Annotated in this window: 19 protein-coding genes; all 19 read left to right on the top strand. The window is 55.0% G+C overall.

Features of this window, described 5'->3' with window-relative positions; genetic code table 11:
* The first annotated feature begins 21 nt into the window (after positions 1–21).
* Entirely contained in the window at positions 22–1,365 is a 1,344-nt protein-coding gene (locus Q4G72_RS06360) for a cytochrome c3 family protein (protein WP_303310564.1), read from the top strand.
* Between the two features lie 103 nt (positions 1,366–1,468).
* Positions 1,469–4,501: a TAT-variant-translocated molybdopterin oxidoreductase gene (locus Q4G72_RS06365; protein WP_303310565.1), complete on the top strand. Its 3,033-nt coding sequence runs from the start codon at positions 1,469–1,471 to the stop codon at positions 4,499–4,501.
* Between the two features lie 71 nt (positions 4,502–4,572).
* A complete protein-coding gene (nrfD, locus tag Q4G72_RS06370; RefSeq protein ID WP_303310566.1) occupies positions 4,573–6,030 on the top strand; it encodes an NrfD/PsrC family molybdoenzyme membrane anchor subunit in 1,458 nt (485 codons plus the stop codon).
* Positions 6,023–6,547: a DUF3341 domain-containing protein gene (locus tag Q4G72_RS06375; protein WP_303310567.1), complete on the top strand. Its 525-nt coding sequence runs from the start codon at positions 6,023–6,025 to the stop codon at positions 6,545–6,547. Before nrfD ends, Q4G72_RS06375 begins: the two co-directional genes overlap by 8 nt.
* Complete coding sequence (locus tag Q4G72_RS06380; RefSeq protein ID WP_368408965.1) at positions 6,547–7,290, top strand: c-type cytochrome; 744 nt, start codon at positions 6,547–6,549, stop codon at positions 7,288–7,290. Before Q4G72_RS06375 ends, Q4G72_RS06380 begins: the two co-directional genes overlap by 1 nt.
* A gap of 6 nt (positions 7,291–7,296) precedes the next feature.
* A complete protein-coding gene (locus Q4G72_RS06385; protein ID WP_303310568.1) occupies positions 7,297–8,601 on the top strand; it encodes a quinol:cytochrome C oxidoreductase in 1,305 nt (434 codons plus the stop codon).
* Between the two features lie 78 nt (positions 8,602–8,679).
* Positions 8,680–9,747 (top strand): cytochrome c oxidase subunit II, encoded by a 1,068-nt coding sequence (locus Q4G72_RS06390; protein WP_303310569.1) that lies wholly within the window; start codon positions 8,680–8,682, stop codon positions 9,745–9,747.
* A gap of 22 nt (positions 9,748–9,769) precedes the next feature.
* Positions 9,770–11,629 carry a cytochrome c oxidase subunit I gene (locus Q4G72_RS06395; protein ID WP_303310570.1) on the top strand — a complete coding sequence of 620 codons (1,860 nt, stop codon included), beginning with the start codon at positions 9,770–9,772 and terminating at the stop codon, positions 11,627–11,629.
* A 148-nt stretch (positions 11,630–11,777) separates the two neighbouring features.
* A complete protein-coding gene (locus tag Q4G72_RS06400) occupies positions 11,778–12,854 on the top strand; it encodes a COX15/CtaA family protein (RefSeq protein ID WP_303310571.1) in 1,077 nt (358 codons plus the stop codon).
* 52 nt (positions 12,855–12,906) lie between these two features.
* On the top strand, positions 12,907–13,764 hold the full coding sequence (gene cyoE / locus Q4G72_RS06405) for a heme o synthase (protein WP_303310572.1): 858 nt from the start codon (positions 12,907–12,909) through the stop codon (positions 13,762–13,764).
* Positions 13,765–13,856: 92 nt separating this feature from the next.
* Positions 13,857–14,444: a cytochrome c oxidase subunit 3 gene (locus Q4G72_RS06410; protein WP_303310573.1), complete on the top strand. Its 588-nt coding sequence runs from the start codon at positions 13,857–13,859 to the stop codon at positions 14,442–14,444.
* A gap of 21 nt (positions 14,445–14,465) precedes the next feature.
* A complete protein-coding gene (locus Q4G72_RS06415; protein ID WP_303310574.1) occupies positions 14,466–15,236 on the top strand; it encodes a cytochrome c oxidase subunit 3 in 771 nt (256 codons plus the stop codon).
* 90 nt (positions 15,237–15,326) lie between these two features.
* Entirely contained in the window at positions 15,327–15,671 is a 345-nt protein-coding gene (locus Q4G72_RS06420; protein WP_303310575.1) for a cytochrome C oxidase subunit IV family protein, read from the top strand.
* 3 nt (positions 15,672–15,674) lie between these two features.
* The gene (locus Q4G72_RS06425; RefSeq protein WP_303310576.1) at positions 15,675–16,352 is read left to right on the top strand and encodes an SCO family protein; all 678 of its coding nucleotides are present in this window, start codon (positions 15,675–15,677) and stop codon (positions 16,350–16,352) included.
* Positions 16,327–16,881, top strand: a complete 555-nt coding sequence (locus Q4G72_RS06430) for a DUF420 domain-containing protein (RefSeq protein WP_303310577.1) — start codon at positions 16,327–16,329, stop codon at positions 16,879–16,881. The genes Q4G72_RS06425 and Q4G72_RS06430 overlap by 26 nt, the downstream gene beginning before the upstream one ends.
* Before the next feature lie 52 nt (positions 16,882–16,933).
* Positions 16,934–17,191, top strand: a complete 258-nt coding sequence (locus tag Q4G72_RS06435) for a hypothetical protein (protein ID WP_303310578.1) — start codon at positions 16,934–16,936, stop codon at positions 17,189–17,191.
* Positions 17,191–17,595: a DUF983 domain-containing protein gene (locus tag Q4G72_RS06440; RefSeq protein WP_303310579.1), complete on the top strand. Its 405-nt coding sequence runs from the start codon at positions 17,191–17,193 to the stop codon at positions 17,593–17,595. The genes Q4G72_RS06435 and Q4G72_RS06440 overlap by 1 nt, the downstream gene beginning before the upstream one ends.
* A gap of 87 nt (positions 17,596–17,682) precedes the next feature.
* Positions 17,683–21,414 carry a sensor histidine kinase gene (locus Q4G72_RS06445; protein WP_303310580.1) on the top strand — a complete coding sequence of 1,244 codons (3,732 nt, stop codon included), beginning with the start codon at positions 17,683–17,685 and terminating at the stop codon, positions 21,412–21,414.
* Positions 21,415–21,503: 89 nt separating this feature from the next.
* Positions 21,504–25,178 carry a DUF8818 domain-containing protein gene (locus Q4G72_RS06450; RefSeq protein WP_303310581.1) on the top strand — a complete coding sequence of 1,225 codons (3,675 nt, stop codon included), beginning with the start codon at positions 21,504–21,506 and terminating at the stop codon, positions 25,176–25,178.
* The last annotated feature ends 58 nt before the right edge of the window (positions 25,179–25,236 follow it).

A 25,236-nucleotide genomic window follows, 5' to 3' on the forward strand; every position in this document is an offset into this window, starting at 1 on the left:
TTTTTCCCGTCAACCTGTGCTATGAATAGCATCCGACTTCGTACCCTTCCCCATTTCTTACTTGCTCTTTTTCTGTCGTTTGCTGCTTTCGGTGAGGCTTCGGCTCAAACCGTTGGCTCAGCGCCAGCCGTGAGTAAAGAAGGAGTGGTGCCCGGCGCTACGGCCGCGGCTGCCCCCGCTGCGGCGGCGGGAGCCACCACTGGTGACGCCGCTGCCATTGCCGCCGGCGATGCTCTTTTTAAAGGTAACTGCGCCCAATGCCACGCTGTGAAAGAGGTTGTGGTTGGCCCGGCTCTGGCCGGTATTGCCAAGCGCCGCCCGATGTCATGGATCATTCCATGGGTGAAGAACTCCAGCAAAGTAGTAGCCTCTGGCGACGAATATGCAGTGAAGATCTTCAATCAGTATCAGAAGCAGCAGATGCCCAGCTTCCAGCTGTCGGATGCTGAAATCACCTCCATTGTATCTTATATCACTGCTGAGGAAGAAAAAGCTAGCCCTGTTGGTGGTGATACTAAGCAAGTAGCTGGCGGTGAAGCCGCTGCTGGTGGCGATGCCGCTGCTGCCGGTACCGAAGCTGGTGCTGCTAAGTATGTAGACCTGCTGCTGATCATCTTGGTTGTTGTGCTGATTGTACTGGTGGTAACACTGGTAATCATTGCCAACATCATGAAAGATGTGCTGCGCGGCCGCAAAGACCTGGACGGTCGGGATGTGGAGTTGTTGGAGCAGCGTTTTGACTGGACGCAACTGTACAAGTCGAAACTGATCCGTGGTCTGGCCCTGGGTATCTTCGCGCTGGTGGTGTTGTATGAGTCAGTACAGGGTGTTATGGCCATTGGCCTCTCGCAGGGCTATCAGCCGACGCAACCCATTGCCTTCTCGCACAAGCTGCACGCTGGTGAGCATCAGATTAACTGCGCCTACTGCCACACTTCGGTATACAAGAGCAAGTCGGCCAACATTCCGTCGGCTAACATCTGTATGAACTGCCACTCGCAGATCAAAACGGAGTCGCCGGAAATCAAGAAAATCTACCGGGCTATTCAGAAGAACCAGCCAATTCAGTGGGTTCGAATTCATAACCTGCCTGATCTGGCCTACTTCAACCACTCGCAGCACACCCAGGTGGGTGGCATTGAGTGCCAGACCTGCCACGGCCCGATTCAGAATATGGATGTGGTGTACCAATACTCGCCCCTCACCATGGGCTGGTGCATCAACTGCCACCGCGAAACCCCGCTCAATACGAAGGGCAATGCTTACTACGATAACCTCGTGAAGCTGCACGACAAAGAGAATGGCGCCGTGCCATTCACGGTGTCGTCCAACGGCGGCACGGAGTGCTCAAAGTGCCACTACTAAGAAAGGTTTTGGGGATTGGGTTTCAGGTTTTAACCTGAAACCCTTTCTGCTCCCAAATAGCCAATACCCAACCCCAATACCGAATACCACAATACCCCACACGATGCAAGAGTCGCCTAAGTACTGGAAGGGAATTGAGGAACTGGAGAACTCGCCGGAGTTCGTGAAGGATGCCTTCACGGAGTTTGCAGACTTTCTGCCGGTGAAGGAATCCTTTGGCTCTTCCGACGCCACGGTTGCCCCGCGCCGCGACTTCCTCAAGCTAATGGGCTTCGGCATTGCCGCTGCCACCCTGGCCAGCTGCGAGACGCCCGTCCGGAAAGCCATTCCTTACCTGAATAAGCCCCAGGAAGTAGATCCAGGCATTGCCAACTTCTACGCCTCTACCTATTTCACGGGTCAGGATTATAACAGTGTGCTGGTGAAAACCCGTGAGGGCCGTCCAATTAAATTGGAAGGCAACCCGGAGTCGCCCATCACGCGTGGTGGCCTGTCGGCCCGGGCTCAGGCCTCGGTGCTGAGCCTCTACGATGGTGGCCGCCTGCAGAACTTCGCCATTAAAGGCCAGAAAGCTGAAAAGGACCGGGTAGACCAGGAAATCCGGACTGCACTGGCTTCCACGACCGGCAAAATTGCCATCGTGTCGCCTACCATTATCAGCCCTTCTACCAAAAAGGTAATTGCTGAGTTTGCCTCGCGTTACCCCAACACGGAGCACGTGATGTACGATGCCAACTCGGCATCGGGCCTGCTGCGCGCCAACGGTGGTGTAGTACCGGCTTATGACTTCAGCAAAGCCGATGTGATTGTAAGCCTAGGCGCCGACTTCCTCGGTACCTGGCTCTCGCCGGTGGAATATGCCCGCCAGTACATCACAAACCGAAAAGTATCGAGCGACAAGAAGACCATGTCGCGCCATTTCCAGTTCGAGTCAGCCCTGTCGCTGACGGGCTCCAACGCCGACGTACGCGTGCCGTTGAAGCCTTCGGAACTGGGTGCTGCTACCCTGGCTCTTTATAATGAAGTGGTAGGCGGCGGTGCGGCTTCTTCCTACAACAATGCCCAGCTCAAGAAGGCAGCGGCAGAACTGAAAGCTGCCCGCGGCCGTGGTCTGGTTGTATCCGGCTCCAACGATCCGGCAGTCCAGACATTGGTAGCGGCTATCAACAGCAGCCTGGGTTCCGGCGCAGTGGATCTGGCCAACCCTTCGATGATCCGCCAGGGCGACGATGCCCGGATGATGCGTCTGGTGAATGAGTTGAAAGCCGGCTCGGTTGGCGCCATCATTTTCTACAACGCCAACCCGGTATACGACCATCCGATGGGCGACGTAGTGAAAGCTGCGCTGCCCAACGTAAAGCTCACTATCTCGCTCAACGACCGTCTTGATGAGACTGGCTCGCTGTGTACTTACGCTGTTCCGGATCATCATTATCTGGAATCGTGGAATGACTATGAGCCTAAGCGTGGGTTCCTGAGCCTGGCTCAGCCCGCTATTTCGCCGCTGTTTGCCACCCGTCAGGCGCAGGACTCCCTGCTGACCTGGGCCGGCAATCCTTCCAGCTACTACAACTACCTCCGCAATCAGTGGAAAGGCCTGCTGGGCGGTAACTTCCAGAAAGGCTGGGATAAAGCCGTACATGATGGCGTGGCGCTGGGTACAGCCCTAACCGCACCTGCTGCTCCGGTTGCTCCGGCTATGGGCGTGAGCGAAGCTATTTCGGCTATCAATTCAGCTCCTAAAGGCTCCGGCGTTGAACTGGTTATCTACGAAAAAGTTGGTATCGGCAATGGCGCTGAGGCTAACAACCCGTGGCTACAGGAACTGCCAGACCCCGTATCGAAAGCTACCTGGGGGAACTACGTAGCAGTTCCGCGCGCTATGGCTGTGGCCCAGAAGTGGGAGCAGGGCGACGTGGTGAAAGTAACCGCAAACGGTAAGTCCGTGGAGCTACCCGTGCTGATTCAGCCCGGTCAGGCTGCCGGTACGGTAAGCATTGCGTTGGGCTATGGCCGCCAGCTGGCAGGCAAAGTGGGCAATAACGTTGGCGCCAACGTATTCCCGATGGCCACGGTGCGCAACGGTGTGGTTAACTACGCCAACAACGTAACGCTGGAAAAAACCGATGCCAAGTCGCCAATTGCCCAGACGCAGACGCACCACACCATCATGGACCGCAAGCCGGTGGTGCAGGAGTCGACGCTGAAGCAGTATATCGAAAACCCCAAAGAGGTTACTGAGTACGAGAAGATTTCGACTCCGGATGGTCTTGAAGCGCCTGCCAAAGTATCTCTGTGGCAGGACTACGAATACAAGAACCACCACTGGGGTATGGCCATCGACCTGAACTCTTGCATTGGCTGTGGCTCGTGCGTGATTGGGTGCCAGGCTGAAAACAACGTAGCCGTAGTAGGCAAGCAGGAGGTTATCAACCGCCGCGAGATGCACTGGATGCGCATTGACCGCTACTATAGCTCCGACGCACATAAGTCAGACTTCGATACCAAAGGCAAGCTGGATACATATGCAGCCATGGAAGACCCCTCCGAGAATCCCTCGGTAATCTTCCAGCCCATGCTGTGCCAGCACTGCAACCACGCTCCCTGCGAAACGGTATGCCCGGTACTGGCTACTACGCACAGTTCGGAAGGTCTCAACCAGATGACCTACAACCGCTGTGTGGGTACCCGCTATTGCGCGAACAACTGCCCTTACAAAGTGCGTCGATTTAACTGGTTCTCTTATACTTCCAACGAGAAGTTTGAGGCGGTAAACGGGCACATGTTTACGGACCTGGGCCGTATGGTGCTGAACCCGGACGTGACGGTACGCGCCCGTGGTGTGATGGAGAAGTGCTCTTTCTGCGTACAGCGGATTCAGCTCGGCAAACTGGAAGCTAAGAAACAAAAGCGTCGTCCGCAGGATGGCGAGGTTGTGACGGCTTGCGCCCAGTCTTGCCCCACACAGGCCATTGTATTCGGTGATATGCGTGATGCGGACTCGCGGATTGGTAAGCTGCTGCGTCGTGAAGACGGTGAGCGTGCCTTCCACGTACTGGACGCCATCAACGTACAGCCGAATATTACCTACCTGACCAAGATTCGCAACACGGAGAAGTCAGAGTTTAACGCCTAGAAATGAGCTCCTGGGGAGCAGGATGGCTTCCAGCCCAATTGCTTCTCCATTACTAATTTAAGTCCAAAACTATGCAGCACGTATCGCCTGTACGGGAGCCGCTCGTAACCGGGGGGAAATCGTACCACGACGTCACCCAGGACGTGTGCCGCCAGGTAGAAGCCAAGCCGAATATTCGGTGGATGGCGGCCCTGAGCGTTGCCCTCTTTTTCCTCGGTATCTTCTTCTACTCCGTTTATCGTACGTTGTGGTACGGCATCGGGGAGTGGGGGCTGAACAAAACCATTGGCTGGGCCTGGGATATCACCAACTTCGTATGGTGGGTAGGTATTGGTCACGCCGGCACCCTGATTTCGGCAGTACTGCTGCTGTTCCGTCAGAAATGGCGGACCTCTATTAACCGTGCTGCGGAGGCTATGACGATTTTCGCCGTAATCTGCGCAGCCATGTTCCCGGTATTGCACATGGGCCGTCCGTGGCTGGCTTACTGGGTGTTCCCGCTGCAAAACACGTTTGGCTCGCTGTGGGTAAACTTCAACTCCCCACTGCTGTGGGACGTATTCGCCATTTCTACCTACTTCACGGTATCCTTGGTGTTCTGGTACACGGGTCTGGTGCCAGACTTTGCTACCATCCGTGACCGGGCAAAAGGCCCGATTGCCAAAGTGGCTTACTCGCTGCTGAGTATGGGCTGGAAGGGCTCGGCCAAGCACTGGTCGCGCTACGAGACGGTGTCGTTGATTCTGGCTGGTGTTTCTACACCACTAGTACTTTCGGTACACACCATCGTATCCATGGACTTTGCTACCTCGGTTGTTCCCGGCTGGCATACCACCATCTTCCCACCTTACTTCGTTGCTGGTGCTATCTTCTCCGGCTTCGCCATGGTACTTACGCTGATGCTTATTACCCGCGTAGTATTTAAGCTGGAAGACTACATTACCCTGGAGCACATTGCCCTCATGAATAAAATCATGATGATTACGGGCTCTATTGTAGGTGTGGCTTATATCACGGAGTTCTTCATTGCCTGGTACTCGCAGGTAGAATTCGAACAGTACGCCTTCATTAACCGCGCTACTGGTCCTTACTGGTGGGCTTATGCGGCTATGATGACCTGCAACGTAATTACGCCTCAGCTGGTGTGGATTCGTCGGGTACGCTACAGCATCCCCGCCACCTTCGTGCTGTCTATCATCGTGAACATCGGTATGTGGTTCGAGCGTTTCGTGATTATCGTAACCTCCCTGCACCGCGACTACCTGCCCTCCAGCTGGGCTATGTTCTCGCCTACCATCATTGATATCGGTATCTATGTAGGTACGCTGGGTCTGTTCTTTACCCTATTCCTGCTCTTCGCCAAGTTCTTCCCCGTGATTAACATGGCTGAAGTGAAATCGGTACTGAAATACACCGTGGACAACGGGCCGACTTATACCGGTGTTGATCCGCACCATGCTCACGCTCACCAACCCGCCACCCACGGGGTTCCGGCATCGGCTCCTGTAAACTATAATAAGCATGACTAAGCGCTTCGCCCTCGGTGTCTTCGAAGACGAAGACGTGCTGCTGCACGCCGTTGAAAACATACGTGCAGCCGGCGTTAAGATTTACGAAGTTTTCACGCCGTTCCCCATTCACGGCATAGACGATGCGCTTGGCATCGAACGTTCACGTCTTCCCATCGCCGCCTTCTTTTATGGCTTAACGGGTTTGGCATTTGCGCTGTGGCTCCAGATTTACACGCTGGGCGTTGACTGGCCAATGATCATTGGTGGTAAGCCGCACATTGCGCTGCCTGCCTTCATTCCTGTATCCTTCGAGCTGACAGTGTTTTTCTGCTGCCACGGCATGGTTATTACCTTCTATGCCATCAGCAAGCTGTATCCCCGCTGGAAAACGCCAGTCTTGGATGTGCGCTCAACCGATGACAAGTTTGTTGTGGCCATTGAGCTGAAAGACGGTACGGACCTGGGTCATTTGACTCAACTGCTACGTGCCAACGGTGCTTCGGAAGTGAACGAAAAAGAAATGTCTAAGTTCTAATGACGCATTCGCTGAAACTAACTCTGCAGGCGTCGGCATTGCTGTTCGCCGCGGTGGCTTCCACCGCCTGTAATCGGGCCGATGATCCGGGCATTGAGTATGCGCCGCAGATGTACGAGTCCATTCCGTACGATCCACTCCGCCAGGTTAACGCCAATACAGTTAACCCAATGGGGCTGAATGAGCGCACCCCGGTGGTGGGCACCGTTCCCCGTGGCAAGCTGAACTACTACGACCATATCGGCAAAGACAGTGTGTCTATTGCTGAAAAGACGCTGAAGAACCCCTACGCCTATACCAAGGCTAATCTGGAAGAAGGCAAGGTGCTATACCTGCGCAACTGCCAGCATTGCCATGGTGAACAGGGCGACGGTCAGGGCCTGGTAGGAGCGAAGTTCAAGGGTGTGCCGAGCTATTCGACTGGTGCATACAAGACCATGAACGAAGGCCACGTGTACCATGTAATTGAGTGGGGCAAAGGCCGCATGATGCCACATGGCTCACAGGTGAATCCAGAGGAGCGCTGGAAAATTGCTATGTACGTCCGCGTACTGCAGCAAGGAAAAGGCCCCGATGGACTGGCGGACATGGTAAAATCCGGAAGCGCTTCCGCTAACGTTCCTACCGCCGACTCGCCCATGAACTCCGGTGATATGAACGAGAATATGACCCAGGCGGGCTCCCGTAAGGCATCGATAACGCCCGGTCAGGGTGATACTGCAACTAACGGCAAGGCTAACTAATCCACTATGGCAACTCTGACGCATCACGAAAGCGCCACGGCTGAATACCTGGAGGTGTCGCCGCGCACGAATAGAAAGTTTATCATGATCTTGGTAGCAGGCGTTGTCCTGTTGGCTATTGGTCTGATTATGTCCGCCATGGGCATTGGGGCACACCACGAAGCTGCAGGTGCTGCTGCGCACGGCGCGGAGCATGCCCAGGCGGAAGGTTCACCCATTTGGCTAAAGCGGCTTCTGGTCAGCTTGTGGCACAACAACGTATTCTTTGTGGGTGTATCCACTATTGGAACGTTCTTCGTGGCCCTGCAATACGTAGCCTACGCTGGCTGGTCCGTATTGATCAAGCGTATCAACGAAGCCATGAGTGCCTGGATTCTTCCCGGTGCTATCATTATGCTGGTGGTGTTTTTCCTGGGTCGTCATGACCTGTTCCACTGGACGCACGAAGGCATCATGGATCCTAAATCGGAGCACTACGATGCTATTATTGCTGGGAAGAGCGGTTTCCTGAACACGCCTTTCTATATAATTCGCACAGTACTGTACCTGGGTATCTGGTGGTTTTTCTCCCAGCGCCTGCGTAAGCTGTCTTTAGAAGAAGACCTCAACGGTGGCACCGAGTATTTCCACAAGAGCATCAATGTAGCCGCCCTGTTCCTGGTACTGTATGCAGTGTCCTCGTCCATGTCGGCTTGGGACTGGGTAATGTCAGTGGACGTTCACTGGTTCAGCACAATGTTCGGCTGGTATGTATTCGCTTCCTGGTGGGTGACGGGTATTGCTGCCACGACGCTCACGGCTATTTACCTTAAGCAAGCCGGCTATCTGAAATTTTTGAATGCCAGCCATTTGCATGATTTGGGTAAGTTCATCTTCGGCTTCAGCATCTTCTGGACTTATGTATGGTTCTCCCAGTTCATGCTGATCTGGTACGCTAACCTTCCTGAAGAAGCAGTGTACTACAACCAGCGACTGGGCGGATTCAATGGTCAGTATACCTGGATTTTCTTCTTCAACCTGCTCATCAACTTCGCTTTCCCTTTCCTGGTTCTGATGACCCGGGATGCCAAGCGTCAGATGATCATGCTGAAAATCGTCTGCATTGCCGTTATCATCGGTCACTGGTCGGACTTCTATCTGATGTTCATGCCAGCTACTATGAAGGCGGACAACGGGTTTATCATTGAGATTGGCGTGGCCCTGATTTTCCTGGGTGCCTTCCTGATCCTATTTACCAAGCGTTTGTCACAAGCTTCGCTGGTTCCGGTACATCACCCGTTCCTGGACGAAAGCGTACACCATACCACCTAATTCTGAACAGCTGGGAGTTAGAAGCCACGGATTTTCCGGCTTCTAACTCCCAGCTGTTAGCTTCTAACTCCTTAAACCATGACAGTTCTTGGTATTCTGCTGGTACTGGTGTTGCTGTTGGTCGTGTTCGGCCTGCTGTTCCGCCTCCAGATCCTGACCTCTATTTTCTCGGGAAGCTTTGTGCGCGATGTGGGCATGAGCAACCGTGTGAATGGTATTCTGATGATTCTTTTCCTGGTACTGGGTGGTGCGGCCTTTGCGTGGTCGTTCATTGACAGCTTCGATAAGATGAATCCGCCCATTGCCTCGGTACACGGTCATGCTACCGAGCGCATGTTCTGGACCACGATGATCATTCTGGGTATCGTGTTCGTGATTACGCAGGTTGCGCTGTTTGTGTACTCCTACAAGTACCAGCACAAAGAAGGCCGTCGTGCTTTCTTCTTCCCGCACAATAACAAGATTGAAATCATCTGGACGCTGATTCCGGCCATTGTAATGGCAGGTCTGGTATTTGCCGGCTGGAAAGAGTGGTCTAAAATCACAGGTCCTGCTCCTAAAGATTCCGTAGTACTGGAAGTAATGGGCAAGCAGTTCAACTGGCTGGTGCGCTACCCCGGCCGCGACCAGAAACTGGGTGTGGTGAATTACCGTCTGATTGACGCTACCAACGAGTTTGGTTTCGATCTGAATGACAATGCTAGCCTGGATGACTTTGTAGCTGGTGAAATTCACGTGCCTAAAGGCCACCCTGTACTGCTAAAGATTCGCTCCCGCGACGTACTGCATGCTGTATATATGCCGCACTTCCGCGTGCAGATGTACGCAGTACCCGGTATGCCTACTAAATTCTGGTTTACGCCTACCAAAACCACGGATGAGATGCGTGCCCAACTGGGTAATCCCGCTTTCAACTATGAGCTGGCCTGCAACCAGATTTGCGGCCGTGGTCACTTCGCTATGAAACTGGCCATCATTGTAGATGAACCAGATGACTATGTAGCGTGGTTTGCTAAGCAACAGTCTTTCTCATCTCAGAACCCGGATTTACTGGCTACCTTCAAACAGAAGTCGGGTAATCTGGTTGCTCCAGTAGCTGCTCCGGCGGCCGCTGCCGTAGTTCCCGCCGCCAAGGCTTCGCTGTAACTTCTTAATCGCACGCTCTTCTATGGCTGCTAATCTTCCTACTCAATCTCAAGTGCAAGGTGGCATCGGGGTAACCGAGCCGCATACCGAGCACGATGAGCATCTGCATCATGACGAGCATCATGAGCAAAGCTTTCTAGAGAAATATGTCTTCAGCACTGACCACAAGGTTATTGCCAAGCAATTCCTCATCACCGGTATTTTCTGGGCCATTCTGGGTGGTACACTCTCTAGCTTGTTCCGTCTGCAGCTGGGCTGGCCAGAGTCTACCTTTGAGTGGCTCTCGCCCTTCCTGGGCAAATGGATTGAAGCCGGCAAACTGAACCCCGAGTTCTATCTGGCGCTGGTAACCATGCACGGAACCATCATGGTGTTCTTCGTGCTGACGGCTGGTCTGTCGGGTACGTTCTCCAACTTCCTAATTCCACTGCAGATTGGTGCCCGTGACATGGCTTCGGGCTTCATGAACATGCTTTCGTACTGGTTCTTCTTTGTATCCAGCGTTATCATGTTTATCTCGCTGTTTATTGAAACCGGACCTGCTTCGGCCGGCTGGACAATTTATCCGCCGCTGAGTGCCCTACCACAGGCTATTCCTGGCTCCGGCCTGGGTCAGACATTGTGGCTGGTGTCCATGGCACTGTTCATTGCATCGCAGCTGCTGGGTGGTGTAAACTACATTACCACGGTAATCAACCTGCGTACCCGCGGCATGAGCATGAGCAAGCTGCCGCTGACCATCTGGTCGTTCTTCCTGACGGCTATTCTGGGTCTGCTCTCATTCCCGGTTCTGCTGTCGGCGGCTCTGCTGCTGATCTTCGACCGTTCGTTCGGTACCTCGTTCTTCCTGTCGGATATCTACATTGCTGGTCAGGCGCTGCATAATGTAGGCGGCTCGCCCGTACTGTTCCAGCACTTGTTCTGGTTCTTGGGTCACCCGGAAGTATATATCGTTATTATGCCTGCCATGGGCATGGTATCGGAAATTCTGGCTACCAACGCTCGTAAGCCTATCTTCGGCTACCGCGCCATGATTGGCTCGCTGCTGGGTATCTCACTGCTGTCATTCGTTGTGTGGGCTCACCACATGTTCGTAACCGGCATGAACCCCTTCCTGGGTTCGGTGTTCATGTTCCTGACGCTGATTATTGCCGTGCCTTCGGCTGTGAAGACCTTTAACTGGCTGGCTACGCTGTGGCGCGGTAATATCCGCTTTACTGCTGCTATGTTGTTCTCCATTGGCTTTGTGTCGCTGTTTATCTCGGGTGGTCTGACGGGTATTGTACTCGGTAACGCCGCACTGGATATTCAGATGCACAACACCTACTTTGTGGTAGCTCACTTCCACCTGGTAATGGGTAGCTCGGCCTTCTTCGGTCTGTTTGCCGGTGTTTACCACTGGTTCCCCAAGATGTTCGGCCGCATGATGGACGAGAAGCTGGGCTATGTACACTTCTGGCTCACGTTCCTGGGTGTGTATCTGGTGTTCCTGCCCATGCACTACGTAGGTATTGCCGGTTTCCCCCGTCGCTACTACGCCTGGACTGGTTTTGATATGTTCTCGCAGTTTGCTGACCTGAACCGCTTTATCTCTATTGCGGCAATTCTGGCCTTCTTTGCGCAGTTTATCTTCCTCTTCAACTTCTTCTACAGCATCTTCCGTGGCCGTCGTGCTACCCAGAACCCCTGGAACTCGACGACACTGGAGTGGACAGCGCCTATCCATCCCGGTCACGGTAACTGGCCTGGTGCTATTCCCGCTGTATACCGCTGGCCCTATGATTATAGCAAGCCCGGTGCTGCTGAGGATTTCATCCCACAAAACATCCCATACTCACAGACGCAGTCTTCCAATCTGCCCTACGAGCGTGAAATGGAGTAAAGGTCCTCTGGCCTGATTGCCTAGAAACGGGCCGCTGTACTTACGGCGGCCCGTTTTTTATTGACTTTGGCTGCGTGTCTGCCATTTAATTCGGCTGATGTTGTTCCCACAATACGGAAGACTCATCACCCAAAACAGTACCTCGCATATGAATTCACCTGCCTATAGCCGCCGCTTTTGGGTGGTAGGTATTCTCACTGTAACGGCAGTATACCTGCTGATCTTGGTGGGCGGCATTGTACGTAGTACGGGCTCCGGCATGGGCTGCCCTGACTGGCCTAAGTGTTTTGGCTCCTGGGTGCCGCCAACGCATATCAGCCAACTGCCAGCAAACTATAAGGAAGTATACACGGCGCAGCGCGTCGCTAAAAACCGCAAACTGGCGGCTACGCTGGAGCGGCTGGGATTTCGACAGGTGGCCAGTGACATCTTCGCTCACCCTACCCAGTATCTGGAAACGGACTTCAACCCCACCAAAACCTGGATTGAATACCTGAACCGACTATTAGGGGCACTCATCGGCGTGCTGGTATTTCTAACAGTGCTATTCGCCCTGCCATACTGGCGCCGGGACAGGGTAGTATTCTGGCTGGCGCTGGGTAGCTTCCTGCTGACGGGAGTACAAGGATGGTTGGGCTCGTTGGTGGTATCCACCAACCTGCTGCCTGTCATGGTTACTATTCATATGGGGTTAGCGCTGCTCATAGTAGCTATGTTGCTATATGCCGTAAACCGCTCACAACAAGCAACGGCTGCGGCCCCCGTTACAAGTGCAGCAGGGCTCACCGGCTGGCTGTGGCTGGCCATACTGCTCACCTTTGGCCAGATTGTGCTGGGCACGCAGGTTCGAGAGCAGATTGATATGGTCGCCTTTGCGGCGCAGTATCTGGGCCGCGAAAACTGGGTGGAGCAATTAGGCGGGGCTTTCCGCTTTCACCGCACCTTTTCCGCAGTACTGCTGCTGCTGAACGTGTATGTGGCTTTCCGGCTGTATTCTTTGTCCTTGCGTTCCTTGAAGCGCCTGGCAGTAGTCATAATAGGAGTTCTGGTAGCCGAAATTGGGGCGGGAATTGTGCTGGCTTATTTGGCCTTTCCTGCCGCCGTGCAGCCGATACACCTCACGCTGGCAACCGTGTTGTTCGGAGTGCAGTTTCTGGCGCTGGTAATGTACCGAAGGGCAACGAAATTGAGGAGGCAGGCCGCTATTCCGCGCGTTGTTGCGTAACTTTGCGGCCCCATCGGGCGGGAGTATGCCCGTTTCCTTGTTATTCCTCTTGATGACTAAAGTCAGGGCTTACTTTCAGCTGCTAAAGTTCCGTCTCTCGCTAACCGTGGCCTTCTCTAGCGCCATTGGCTACCTGCTGGGAGCAAAAGAGCTGGACTGGAGTCGCGCCCTGCTGGTGATGCTAGGCGGGCTGGCTGTCACAGGCGCCGCCAATACCATTAATCAGATTTTCGAGAAAGACCTCGATAAGCTGATGAAGCGCACCGCCAAACGCCCGCTGCCGCAAGGAGTGCTGTCCATAACGGAAGCCTGGGTTTTTGTAGCCGTGATGGGTATAATAGGCCTGGGTATTTTAACCTACTTCTTTAACCCGCTGGCAGCCGCACTTTCCCTGGTGTCGCTGATTCTGTACGGGTTTATTTACACGCCGCTTAAAACCATTTCGCCCATTTGTGTGGCGGTAGGGGCCATTCCCGGCGGAATGCCGCCACTTATTGGCTGGGTGGCGGCCACGGGTATGCTCAGCGCCGAAGGCTGGATTCTGTTCGGTATTCAGTTTATGTGGCAGTTCCCGCACTTCTGGGCCATTGCCTGGGTGCTCGACGATGACTACAAAAAAGCCGGCTTTAAGATGCTGCCTACACCCGGAGGCAAAGACCTGCGCACGGCCATGCAGATCATGACGTACACGCTGGTCCTGATTCCCCTGAGCCTGCTGCCATTTTACTTTGGAATGACGAACACGACGTATCCTATGATAGCGGCAATCTGCGGTGTGCTGTTTCTGATGCAAACGTTTTATCTGATGCGTACCGTCAGTAAAAAAGCGGCTATGCGCATCATGTTTGGCTCATTCCTCTATCTGCCTATTGTGCAGATAGCCCTGGTCATGGATAAAATCAAAATGTAGTAAAGCAGGTAGTGTAAGTAGGAGAGGCGGGCTCATAGTAAATATGAAGCGACTGTTCTTTCATCCTCCCATCTGATAACTGAAAAATGAATATGTATTCTGCTGAACCCCTAACCGATAAAGAGCCCGGCACCGGTACCCATCCGCTGCGCCTGCTTTTGTGGCTGATGATGATCAGCAGCGCCATGATTTTTGCGGCGTATACCAGCGCCTATATTGTGCGCCGGGAGGAAGGCAACTGGCTGGAGTTTGCCCTGCCAGCCAGTCTGCTCACCAATTCTATTGTAATCCTGCTGAGCAGCGCCACCGTGCAATGGGCCTACTTTGCCGCACGCAAAGACAACCTGAAGAATGTGAAGCTGGGCCTGCTGCTGACTATTGCCCTGGGACTGGTATTTCTGGTAGGACAATACAACGTTTGGGGCGAGCTGGTACGTAACAAGATTCACTTTGGCGGCGTTGATGCTAATCCATCGGGCTCTTTCCTGTATGTGTTGATGGGCGTACACGCTTTTCACCTGCTGGCCGGCCTGATTTTTTTGCTCAAAGTTCTGCGCAAAGCCTTTAACTATCAGGTGCATTCGCGTCAGATGCTTTCTATTGGTAATGTGACCATCTTCTGGCACTTCCTGGGAGGCCTTTGGTTGTACCTGTATTTGTTCCTACTTTTGAACCACTGATTTCGTCTTACCACGCACGCAATGTCCACCACAACCACGACACAGACCATTCCGGCTGCTACTCTGCCCGAGCCCCGCAGCGGTTCCTGGGACGGAGGCAACGAACCCTTCAAGGCTAGCTATGGCAAGCTGATGATGTGGTTCTTCCTGCTGACGGATGCTTTCACGTTCGCGGCTTTCCTGACCACGTATGGTCTGATGCGCCAGCGCCACCTGGCATACGTTGGCGCACCGAAGGATTTCACCTTCTCTACTGCTTACTGGCCCATTCCGGAAAAGGTATTTAATTCCTTCCCCGGTCTGCACGGCATGGACATCCCGCTAGCCTTTGTGGCCCTGATGACGATGATCCTGATTTTCTCGTCCGTAACCATGGTACTGGCAGTAGAAGCCGGCCACCGCATGGACAAGAATGATGTACAGAAGTGGCTGTTGTGGACCATCCTGTTCGGTAGCATGTTCATCAGCTGCCAGGCGTGGGAGTGGGGCCACTTTATCACTGGTAGTGAGCATGGCCTGAAAATGGCAGACGGCAGTACCATATTTGGCGCTGCCCTCACCCAGAATGAATACGGGCCGGTACTTTTCGCCGACCTGTTCTTCTTCATCACCGGTTTCCACGGTTTCCACGTATTCTCGGGCATCTGCCTGTTGACCTGGTGCTTCATTGCCACCACCAACGGCACCTTCCATAAGCGCGGCCACTACGAAATGGTAGAGAAGATTGGCCTGTACTGGCACTTTGTGGATCTGGTGTGGGTATTCGTCTTCACTTTCTTCTATCTCATCTGATTTGTGAAATGGTGCGCTTGTGAAAGGATGAGCTGACGCTTGCTTTTCACGGCCACTCACCACTCACTATTTCACCATATCAACGCCCATATGGATCATACTGCTCACGATTTCGACCCCTCGGTAGAAGCACATCACGCCAAGCCCAACACGCGCCCTATCTTCATTGCCCTGGCGTGGATTGTTGGCATCACCACGCTGGAGTTTGCTATTGCCTTTGCGCTGCCCCATACCATGGCTACGCTGAAGAACAGCATCTTCATTGTGATGACCATCCTGAAGGCCTTCTTCATTGTAGGCGAGTTCATGCACTTGAAGCATGAAACCAAAGGCCTCATCTGGACCATTTTGATTCCTATGGCCCTGCTGATCTGGCTGCTGGTTGCCCTGGTGACGGAAGGCTCCTATATCGGCGAGGCTATCTTCAACCGCTAGTCAATGCGGCCCAAACAAACTTTGCTGTTGGGCCTGCTACTGCTCGTTCCGGTACTGGCGTTTTTGTTTCTGAAAACCTTCGGTACCAACCGTTACGCGCTGCCAACTTACTTGCCCGACCGCATTGATTCAGTGCGCGTCGGCGAGAAGTGGCAGCGCGATACTGTTTTTCACCCTATTGCCAACTTCCGCTTACAGGCACAAACAGGGCGCATGGTAACCGGGCAGGAACTAGCCGGCAATGGTCTGTACCTGGCCAGCTTCTTTTACACAAGCTGCCCGGGCGCATGTCCGCAGGTAAACAGTAATCTGCAACGCGTACAGGAAAAATACCGCCATGAGCCCCGCGTGCGTCTGGCCTCCTTCACCGTCAACCCCGCCCAGGATTCGGTGGCTACTCTGGAGCGCTATGCGGAGCAGTATGGGGCTATTGCCGGTAAATGGTTTTTCCTGACGGGGAATCAGGCCGACATCTATCAGCTGGCCGAAAAAGAGTTTCGCTTACCCCGGCCTTCCGGGGTGGCCCCAGGCCTGGTACATAGCCAACAGCTATTCCTGGTAGACCGCGACCAGCACGTGCGCGGTATCTACGACGGAACCAAGCCCCGGGATATTGAGCGTCTCCTGACCGAAATCAGCGTACTGCTGTACATGTATGACCATAACCAACCCCGTCGCTAACGCCGGCCAGTATACCAAGTACAAACTCCTGCTGGGCATGCTGGCGGCCGCCGTACCGCTGGTGGTGGCCGGGCTGTATTACTTTCCGGAAGCTTTTCGGGTGCCGGGCGCGCAGGTAAAGTTTCTGCCCGCAGTAAACGCTGTGCTGAACTCGCTAACGGCTCTGTGTCTGCTTATCGGCTTCTACTTCATCCGCAACAAGCAAGTAGCGCGGCACCGCGCCATGATGGGAACTGCGTTTCTGCTCTCGTCGCTGTTTCTGGTGTCGTATGTTATCTATCATTCCCAGGTGCCTTCTACCAAATTTGGGGGTGAGGGCCTGGTGCGCACTGTTTATTTTGTGCTGCTGCTCTCTCACATACTGCTGGCCATCGTTACGGTAGGGCTGGTTCTGTTCACGCTGTACTTTGCCCTGACAGAACAATTTGCCAAGCACCGCCGCATAGCCCGCTGGACGTTCCCGATTTGGCTTTACGTCTCGATTACCGGCGTCATTGTGTACTTCATGATAGCGCCGTACTATACCTGAGGGGAAACGCAACTACCGGAAACTTTGCCCGCCGGCTGATGTTAAAGAAGATATGAAAAAGGTATTTGCTTGGGGAATTTTGGCCTTGCTGCTGAGCTGCGGCCTAAGTTTGCTGCCGCTTAGCGTGCAGGCGCAGTGCACCATGTGTAAAACACAGGTGGAAGCCTCACGGACGGAGAAATCAGGATACGATACTACTGGTCTGAACAAGGGGATTCTGTATCTGATGACTATTCCCTATGTGCTGATTGGTACAGTGGGCTTTTTCTGGTACCGCAACTCACAGAAGAAAAAGCAAGGGCTGCGCTAATGGCCGGAACCAGTTCCACTTGGCTGGCCATAATGGAGCAGAAGTGCCCAAGGTGCCAGCAGGGGCCATTGTTTCTACACTCGGCCTACAACCTGAGCAAGTTTGATGAGATGCCTGAGCGTTGTCCTATCTGCGGGCAGCACTACGAGCCGGAAGTAGGCTTTTACTGGGGGGCTATGTATATCAGCTACGGTCTGTCCGTAGGAGTAGTCTTAGTGGTAGGCCTTCTGCTATATTTTATAGCTCATGACCCAGCCGTATGGGTTTATATAGGGGCTGTATCCATTACGATGCTGGCGCTTACTCCGCTCTTATTCCGGTATGCGCGTACCCTGATGCTTTACCTGTTCGGGAGTGTACGTTACCAGCCAGATGCGCCGCTACAGCCACCTCACCAGCCATAATAATAGGAAATGCCGCCGAATGGCGGCATTTTTGTTAGCAACCCCTGCTATCTGCCCGTTCAGCTCCGGCTGCTTAGCTATTTACCGTTGAAGTTTCTCCGTCAATCTCCGTTAGTATTACTGCTTCTGGCAGCCCTGTGCTTTTTGGGGGCCTACGTGGGAAACCATTACGGGCTGGCATCGGATGTGCTGCTGCGGGCGGAAGCGGCCCAACTGCAAACGCTGCTGCATAAGGCCGAACTGACGGCCAAGGAAGATGCGGAAAATATAGCGGCAGAGGTGCAGCACGGTGGCGTCACGTTCACGTCTTTACTCAGGAACAGCACTTACCCCACCTTTATTTATCGGGGTACGCAGCTGCTCTACTGGTCAGATCATACCACCCGCCCCGATCCGGATAACATCAACCAGACATTCCACGAAAAGCTCGTGGATATGAAGTTTGGGCGGTACCTGGTGCTGCGCCGGCAGGCTGGAGCTTTTACCATTCTGACATATATCCCTCTGGAGCGGCGCTACGGTATCAGCAACCGCTACCTGCGCGAGGGTGCCGAAAGGGCCTTGTTCCGGGGGCTGGATTTACGCATTGTTACCGCAAATGCCCGTGCCAGCCTACCCCGGCTGTACTCCGCCGATGGCACCTATCTGTTTTCATTAGAGAGCGTACATCCTAACCCCATTACGGGGAAATATGTGCCGCTGGGGCTGCTGCTGCTTGGCTTTGGTTTCTATCTGGCTGGCTGGGGCAAGCTGGCGCGCGGGCTATTTCAGCAGCGCCGGTTGCTGGCCGGAGCAGCAGCAGTGGTGCTACCCCTGGTGGTATTTCGGGCGGTGCTGCTGTACTGGGGCCTGCCGTTTTCGTTTATTGAGCTAGAGCTGTTTGACCCCCGCGTCTACGCGGCATCTTGGCTGTCGCCATCCTTGGGCGACCTGTTGATAAACGCCTTGCTGCTGGCGCTGATTGTAATCTATGCGCTCCGGCTTTTCCGGCGCTTTGGGGTGATGCGCCGCATCTGGCACCTAAAGGATTGGCGGGAACGAGCCGGGATTGGCACGGCCACAGTGCTGCTTTTTTATGCCCTGCTGCTCACGCTGTATGAGTTTTATGCCAGCACCTTCACCAACTCCCAACTGGTGCTGGATATTACCCAAAGCATTGAGCTATCCGGTTTCAAGCTGCTGCTGCTGCTGGCTATTGTGCTGCATACGGGCAGCTTTCTGCTGGTTTTTTACATGCTAGCGCAGGTTTTTGTGGCTATTATGCGCCCGGCTACCAAAAAGCTGGCTTTGGGGCTATTAGCTACCAGTGCATTGCTCTGGCTGATTTTAGGCCTGACCCTGGAGTTGCCGTCGCTGACTTTGCTGGGGCTGACGCTGGCCTTCTTCTTTACGCTACGCCTGACCGGGTTGCGCCAGCTCTCAGCAGTAGTACCCTACCAGTTGTACCTGTTTGTGTTTCTAATGGTAGGCCTGAGCGCTACGGTAGGTGCCCTGGCGCTCTACGAGCACTTCGACCGCCAGCTAATTCAAACCAAGCAAAAATTGGCTGGAAACCTGTTGCTGGACAATGACCTACAAGGAGAGTTTCTGCTGGCCGAGCGCGCCCGCGAAATGGCCAGTGACCCACTTCTGCAGGCCAAACTAGCCAGTCCTTTCGATAATCAGGAAGTGGTACGCCAAAAGATTGTTAAGTACTATCTGCGTGACTATTTCGATAAGTACGAATCCACGGTGTGGCTGTTTGATCCTACCGGGCGGCCCCTGGGGGAGGATAGCCTGGCAGCCCCGTTACGCCGTAAACGGTGGCGGCTATTGGCCGGTGCTATGTCCACCGATCAGCCTAACCTGTACCTGATTCATAACGGGGCCACATTCAGCTCACGGCGATATGTATTGTTTGTCCCGGTACCCGTAACCCGGGGCACTGGCACAGCTACCATTGTGTTGGAACTGGTACTGAAAAAGCTGACTACCAATAGCCTGGTTCCTGAGCTGTTGGTAGACGAGAAGTTCTTCCAGCCCGGTCTCGGGCCTGAACTCAGCTATGCTGGCTATCAGGATAAACGACTGGTGTATAGCGAAGGGGATTTTGACTACGGCAATGACCTGAAACCCGAGCAACTGGCTGACCCGCACCTGTATACCTCCGGCATTACCGTAGCCGGGACGCACCATCTGGGTATTCATGGGTCTCAGGATCGAACCATTGTCGTCAGTACGCCCAAGTATTCCTTCCGAAGCTGGTTTGCCAACTTCTCCTTCCTCTTTTTGCTGCATACCTTCTTTGGGCTGCTATGCATTTTGGCGTATCTGTTGGCCAAGGGACGCTATCCGCATATGCTGCGCACCAACTTCAGCACCAAAATCCAACTCTTCCTGAACATGGGTATTCTGGTGCCGCTGCTGGTCGTCAGTGTGGCCATTGCCAGCCAGGTCACCTCGTCCTATAAGCACGACCTGCTGCATAGCTATGAGCGGCGCGGCAAAGCCGTGCAGGATAACCTACTAAAAAACCGCGCCCTGTTGGCCGATTCTACCGGCCGCGAGAAACTCACAGATGTGGCCGAAGTGGTAGCCAACCTCACCGAAACCGACCTGAACCTCTACGATGAGCACGGAGAGTTGCTGGTCAGCAGTCAGCCACTCATTTTTGAGAGCGGCTTGCTCAGCCCATTGATGAATCCGCAAGCTATTAAGGCGCTTAATGAGCGGGCACAGCCCCGGGTGCTGCTTTCTGAGAAGGCGGGCAGCCTTTCGTTTAATGCACTATACCTCCCGTTGCGCATGCCTTCCACTAAGCCGGGCTTAGGGCCGGTCATGGGGTATGTGGGCATTCCGTTTTTCGATTCGGAAAAGGAGTTGGATACCAAGCTGATTGAGTTGGTAGATACCATTCTGAACATCTTCACGGTGATGTTCATCCTCTTCCTGGTGCTCACTTTTGTGGCCTCCCGCATCCTTACTACGCCTCTTAAGCTCATAACCGAAAAGCTCAAGCACACCACCCTTACTGGCCAAAATGAGCTGCTTTCCTATGAGTCCTCGGACGAAATTGGCCTGCTGGTGCGCGAGTATAATGGCATGCTGCTGAAGCTTGAGGAAAGTAAGCAGGAGCTGGCGGCGCAAGAAAAGGAAGCCGCCTGGCGCGAAATGGCCCGGCAGGTAGCTCACGAAATCAAGAACCCGCTCACGCCCATGAAGCTGAGTTTGCAGTTTCTGCAGAAAGCCATTGCCGAGCGTCGGCCAAATGCCGAAGAGCTGATTGGCAAGATTTCCCAGACGCTCATCACCCAGATTGATGTGCTCTCGGACATTGCTACCTCCTTCAGCACGTTTACCAACCTGCCCGCCATGCGCCCCGAGCGCCTGGATATCGTGCCCATTCTGCGGCGCTGCGTGGCCTTGCATCAGGATAGCTCTACGGGAGGTAAAGTGCAGCTTACCATGCCCGATGGGCTGCAGGAAGGTGCTTTCTTGGTCTTCGCCGACGAAAATTTACTGGTGCGCACCTTCAACAATTTGCTTATCAACGCCATTCAGAGCGTGCCGGAAGACCGCCGCCCGGAAATTGAGGTGTTGCTGGCCCAGCCCGCCTCCGATAAAGTGCGCATCTGCATCAAAGACAATGGCGGGGGCATTCCCCTGGCCGTGCAGGAAAAGATCTTCGTGCCCAACTTCACCACGAAAGTTACGGGCTCGGGTATTGGGCTGGCCGTAGCCCGGCGGGGCATCGAGAGTGCCGGGGGAAACATCTGGTTTGAAACCCAGGAGGGGGACGGCACCACGTTTTACATTGAGCTGCCGCTGGCCCCGGCGTAAAGCCTGCCTGACTTAGTTTGCCGGGCACGAATAATCCCGTACTTCGCGTTGTACGGCCTGTTGCCACTGCTGCCATCCAACCCGCGCTTATGACTCGCAGCTTTCCGCGTTGCTTTCTGCTTCTGGGCTGGTTGCTGTTGCTGCTAAGTCCGCTGCAAAAGGCAGCGGGGCAGCAGCGAGCGGAGACGGTGCCCAACTCGCGGCGCTGCCAGTGGGTACGACTACTACCGGCGCGGGATACCACCTTATTTCAGCTATCTGATACGCTGACGGTGGTACCTTCCTCAGTGAGTATCAACGGCCGCTCAGTGGCCTATGATGCCCGCACGGATCAGTACCGTTTTATCCGGGAACGGACGCGCTACCCGGCCCTGAATCCCGGCGAGCCGGACATTGTGCTGCCCAGCCCGCGCCTGGATTCCGTGCTGGTTTGTTACCGCGTATTGCCGCTGCGGCTGGCGGCGCCCCGGTTTCAGCGCCCGCGCAGCCAGATGGACAGCATTAGCTTTCCGCGCCGGCCGTTTGGCTACGATGATTTCACAGTGAAGGAGCAGATCCTGGCCACGCCCGGCATCAACAAAACCGGCAACCTGAGCCGGGGTATATCTTTTGGCAACACGCAGAACGTCTTCGTTAACTCCTCCCTAAACCTGCAGCTGGAAGGGCAGCTGACGGAGCAGGTGCAGCTTACAGCGGCTATTTCCGACCAGAACGTACCCTTTCAGCCCGAAGGCAACACCCAGCAGCTACAGGAGTTCGACCGGATTTATGTGACCCTGACGCACCCGCGTTGGAACCTAACGGCCGGCGACGTAGTGCTGCGCAGCAAGCCTGATTACTTCCTGCGCTTCTACAAAAACATTCAGGGCGCGGCTATCGAAGCCAATTTTGGAAAGCTGCCGATGGGGGTAGCAGGCCGCAGCGCCGATGTTTCCGGCAACAGTACCATTCCTGCCCAGGCCGCGCCCACCACGGCCACCACCTCCACGGTGCTGGGGCGCGGCCGCTACGCTACTACCAGTGTGGCCGCGGGCGTAGCCAAGGGCAAGTTTGCTTCCATTGAAATAACACCCATTGAAAACGTACAGGGCCCGTACCGCCTGCGCGGGCCCAACGGCGAGCAGTTTATCATTGTGCTGGCTAACTCCGAGCGGGTGTACCTGGATGGGCGCCTGCTTACCCGTGGTTTCGATTTCGACTATATCATTGACTATAACCAGGCCGAGGTGACGTTTTCGCCCAAGCACCTCATCACGCGCAACTCGCGCATCCGCATCGATTTTGAGTATTCTGATTTCAACTACGCCCGCTCGCTCACACACCTGAGTCATTATCAGCAGCTGGGCCGCCTGAGCGTGCACGCCAACTACTACCGCGAAGCCGACAACCCCAACAACTCACCCAACCTCGACCTGAAAGAAGACGAACGGGAGCTGCTGCGCAACGTGGGCGAAAACGTGAGCATTGTAGACGTGCCCGGCGGCGACTCGACCAATTACGACCGACGCCAGGTGCAGTATAACCGCTCTGTTTTAACTGATACTCTGACGGGCCAAAGCACAGCCATCTTCACCTACCCACCAGACTCCACGCGCGGCGTGTACAACGTGCGCTTTACCAACGTGGGCAATAACCGCGGCGACTACGTGCTGAGCTCCACGGCCGTGAGTGCCAACGGCCGGGTGTTTGAGTACGTGGCGCCCATCAACGGGGTGCCGCAGGGTAACTACCAGCCCGTGCGCCGCCTGCCCACGCCCCTGCAAAAGCAGGTCATATCGGCGGGTGTTAGTTTACGGGTTGATTCGACGGCCACGGTGTTTGTGGATCTGGCTTCGTCGCAGCTCGATCTGAACCGCTTTTCACCGCAGGCAGATCAGGGCCGGGCTTTCCGGGTGGGTTATGCTGTGGTGGACCGCCCCATGAACCTGCCGGTGCTGCAGAACTATAAGTTCCGGAGCACCATGGACTATGAGTATACCAGCAAGCTGTTTGCGCCGATAGACCGGTATCGGGATATTGAGTTTGACCGCAACTGGAGCACCACCAGCACTGTGCGCGGCAACGGCACGCAGCGCCCACCCCGTGAAGACAACATCTTTAACTTCTCGGCCGGGGCCGTGAAAGATACCGACAACCAGTTCACCTACCGCCTGAGCCGGCGCTACCGCGCCGGCGAGGTAAATGGCGTGCAGCACTGGCTGGATGTGGCCCGCGAGGTAGGCGACGTAGAGCTGCGCAGCGCCTTGTTTCTGCTGAACTCGGAGGTAGGTCGGCGGCGTTCCAGCTGGGCACGAGGCGAAGCACAGGCACGCTACACCCGCGGCCCATTGGTGCCGGGCTACGCCTACCGCTTCGATAAAAACCGCGTGGCTCTGCCTTCCGGTGACTCCCTGACCTCTGCCAACTATTTCGACGAGCACAACATTTTCCTGCAAAGCCAGGACAGCGCGCGCACCCGCTTCCGCCTGGACTACAGCTACCGCCGCGACCAAACACCTAACCCAGAGCAAAACAGCCTGCAGGAGCGGGGCCGCGCCCAAACCTGGCAGGGCAGCCTGACCACGCGCCTGGGCAAAAAGCAGGATCTGAACCTGCTGGCCACCTACCGGGACCTGGCCTCCCGCGACTCTGCCCGCCAGCGCACCGTGCTGGGTAAGCTGGACTGGAACGCCAGTCTGCTGCAGAATGTGCTGCGCTCCGAGCTAAGCTACAGCGTGGCCTCGGGCCGGGAACTGAAGCGGGACTATTCCTTTCTGCCTGTACCCAACGGCCAGGGCACCCACTTCTACGGCGGCGACGCCAACAACAATGGTCGGGAGGAAAAGGAGGAGTTCTTTGAAGCCCAGACCCCCGATGCGCAGTACCGCACGCACATCAAGGTGTTTTTGCCGACGGATGATTACCTGCTGGCTTTCACCAACCGCTTCAGTTACCGCCTGAATACCACGGCACCGGCCAGCTGGCGGGAGCAGCCGGGTTTGCGCAGCTTTGCCGCCCGTTTTTCGGCCCTCACCTCCGTTACGCTGGACCGAAAAACCACGGATAAAAGCCTGAGCTCTCGCCTGAATCCGTTTGCGCTGCAGACCGAAGCGTTGTCGTTGCTAAGTCTGAATAAGCTGCTGCGCAATACGCTGTACTTCAACCGATCCAATCCAATTTTTGGTGCTGAGTTTACCGTGCAGCAAACCCAGCAAAAAGTACTGCTGGCGCAGGGAACGGACATCCGCAACCTGGCCAGTCAAAGCCTGTTGCTGCGCCGCACGCTGGCGCAGTCGTTCACCGCGCGGGTGGTTACGGCTCGCAGTATCCGGGAAACGGCCTCTGATTACCTGAGTGCGCGCAACTACCGGCTGCTGTTGTATGAATTCGCGCCCGAGCTGAGCTATCAGCCTAGCAACACGCTCCGCTTTACCGGCACGTATCTGCACACCACCAAGGCCAATACTCTGGCCGACGGGCCCGACCCGGACGCGCGCGGGGTGTTTGACGAGCTGGGCATAGAAACCCGGCTCAGTCAGGTAGGAAAACGCACCGTAACGGCGGCCACGCGCCTGGTGCGGGTAGGGTTCGAGGGCGAAATATCCTCCGTTGTAGGCCTGGAAATCCTGAATGCATTGCGCCCCGGCAACAACCTCACCTGGAACCTGAACGCCGAGCAGCGCCTAAGCAATGGCCTGAACCTAACGCTCAGCTATGATGGCCGTAAGCCAAATGGGCTAAGCCCGGTACACACGGGCCGTATGCAGGTTTCGGTGTTATTTTAAAGACCTAGCGGCCGGATCCATTTTCAGCAAATAGCCCCGCCACAAACATGATTGTAGC

The sequence above is a fragment of the Hymenobacter sp. BT730 genome (assembly GCF_030542105.1).
Lineage (GTDB): Bacteria > Bacteroidota > Bacteroidia > Cytophagales > Hymenobacteraceae > Hymenobacter.

Coding starts and splice junctions, on each gene's coding strand:
- Q4G72_RS06380 (WP_368408965.1), top strand. CDS start 6,547: ATGACGCATTCGCTGAAACTAACTCTGCAGGCGTCGGCATTGCTGTTC.
- Q4G72_RS06435 (WP_303310578.1), top strand. CDS start 16,934: ATGAAAAAGGTATTTGCTTGGGGAATTTTGGCCTTGCTGCTGAGCTGC.
- Q4G72_RS06390 (WP_303310569.1), top strand. CDS start 8,680: ATGACAGTTCTTGGTATTCTGCTGGTACTGGTGTTGCTGTTGGTCGTG.
- Q4G72_RS06415 (WP_303310574.1), top strand. CDS start 14,466: ATGTCCACCACAACCACGACACAGACCATTCCGGCTGCTACTCTGCCC.
- Q4G72_RS06360 (WP_303310564.1), top strand. CDS start 22: ATGAATAGCATCCGACTTCGTACCCTTCCCCATTTCTTACTTGCTCTT.
- Q4G72_RS06425 (WP_303310576.1), top strand. CDS start 15,675: ATGCGGCCCAAACAAACTTTGCTGTTGGGCCTGCTACTGCTCGTTCCG.
- nrfD (WP_303310566.1), top strand. CDS start 4,573: ATGCAGCACGTATCGCCTGTACGGGAGCCGCTCGTAACCGGGGGGAAA.
- Q4G72_RS06395 (WP_303310570.1), top strand. CDS start 9,770: ATGGCTGCTAATCTTCCTACTCAATCTCAAGTGCAAGGTGGCATCGGG.
- Q4G72_RS06420 (WP_303310575.1), top strand. CDS start 15,327: ATGGATCATACTGCTCACGATTTCGACCCCTCGGTAGAAGCACATCAC.
- Q4G72_RS06410 (WP_303310573.1), top strand. CDS start 13,857: ATGTATTCTGCTGAACCCCTAACCGATAAAGAGCCCGGCACCGGTACC.
- Q4G72_RS06400 (WP_303310571.1), top strand. CDS start 11,778: ATGAATTCACCTGCCTATAGCCGCCGCTTTTGGGTGGTAGGTATTCTC.
- Q4G72_RS06375 (WP_303310567.1), top strand. CDS start 6,023: ATGACTAAGCGCTTCGCCCTCGGTGTCTTCGAAGACGAAGACGTGCTG.
- Q4G72_RS06430 (WP_303310577.1), top strand. CDS start 16,327: ATGACCATAACCAACCCCGTCGCTAACGCCGGCCAGTATACCAAGTAC.
- Q4G72_RS06385 (WP_303310568.1), top strand. CDS start 7,297: ATGGCAACTCTGACGCATCACGAAAGCGCCACGGCTGAATACCTGGAG.
- Q4G72_RS06450 (WP_303310581.1), top strand. CDS start 21,504: ATGACTCGCAGCTTTCCGCGTTGCTTTCTGCTTCTGGGCTGGTTGCTG.
- Q4G72_RS06440 (WP_303310579.1), top strand. CDS start 17,191: ATGGCCGGAACCAGTTCCACTTGGCTGGCCATAATGGAGCAGAAGTGC.
- cyoE (WP_303310572.1), top strand. CDS start 12,907: ATGACTAAAGTCAGGGCTTACTTTCAGCTGCTAAAGTTCCGTCTCTCG.
- Q4G72_RS06365 (WP_303310565.1), top strand. CDS start 1,469: ATGCAAGAGTCGCCTAAGTACTGGAAGGGAATTGAGGAACTGGAGAAC.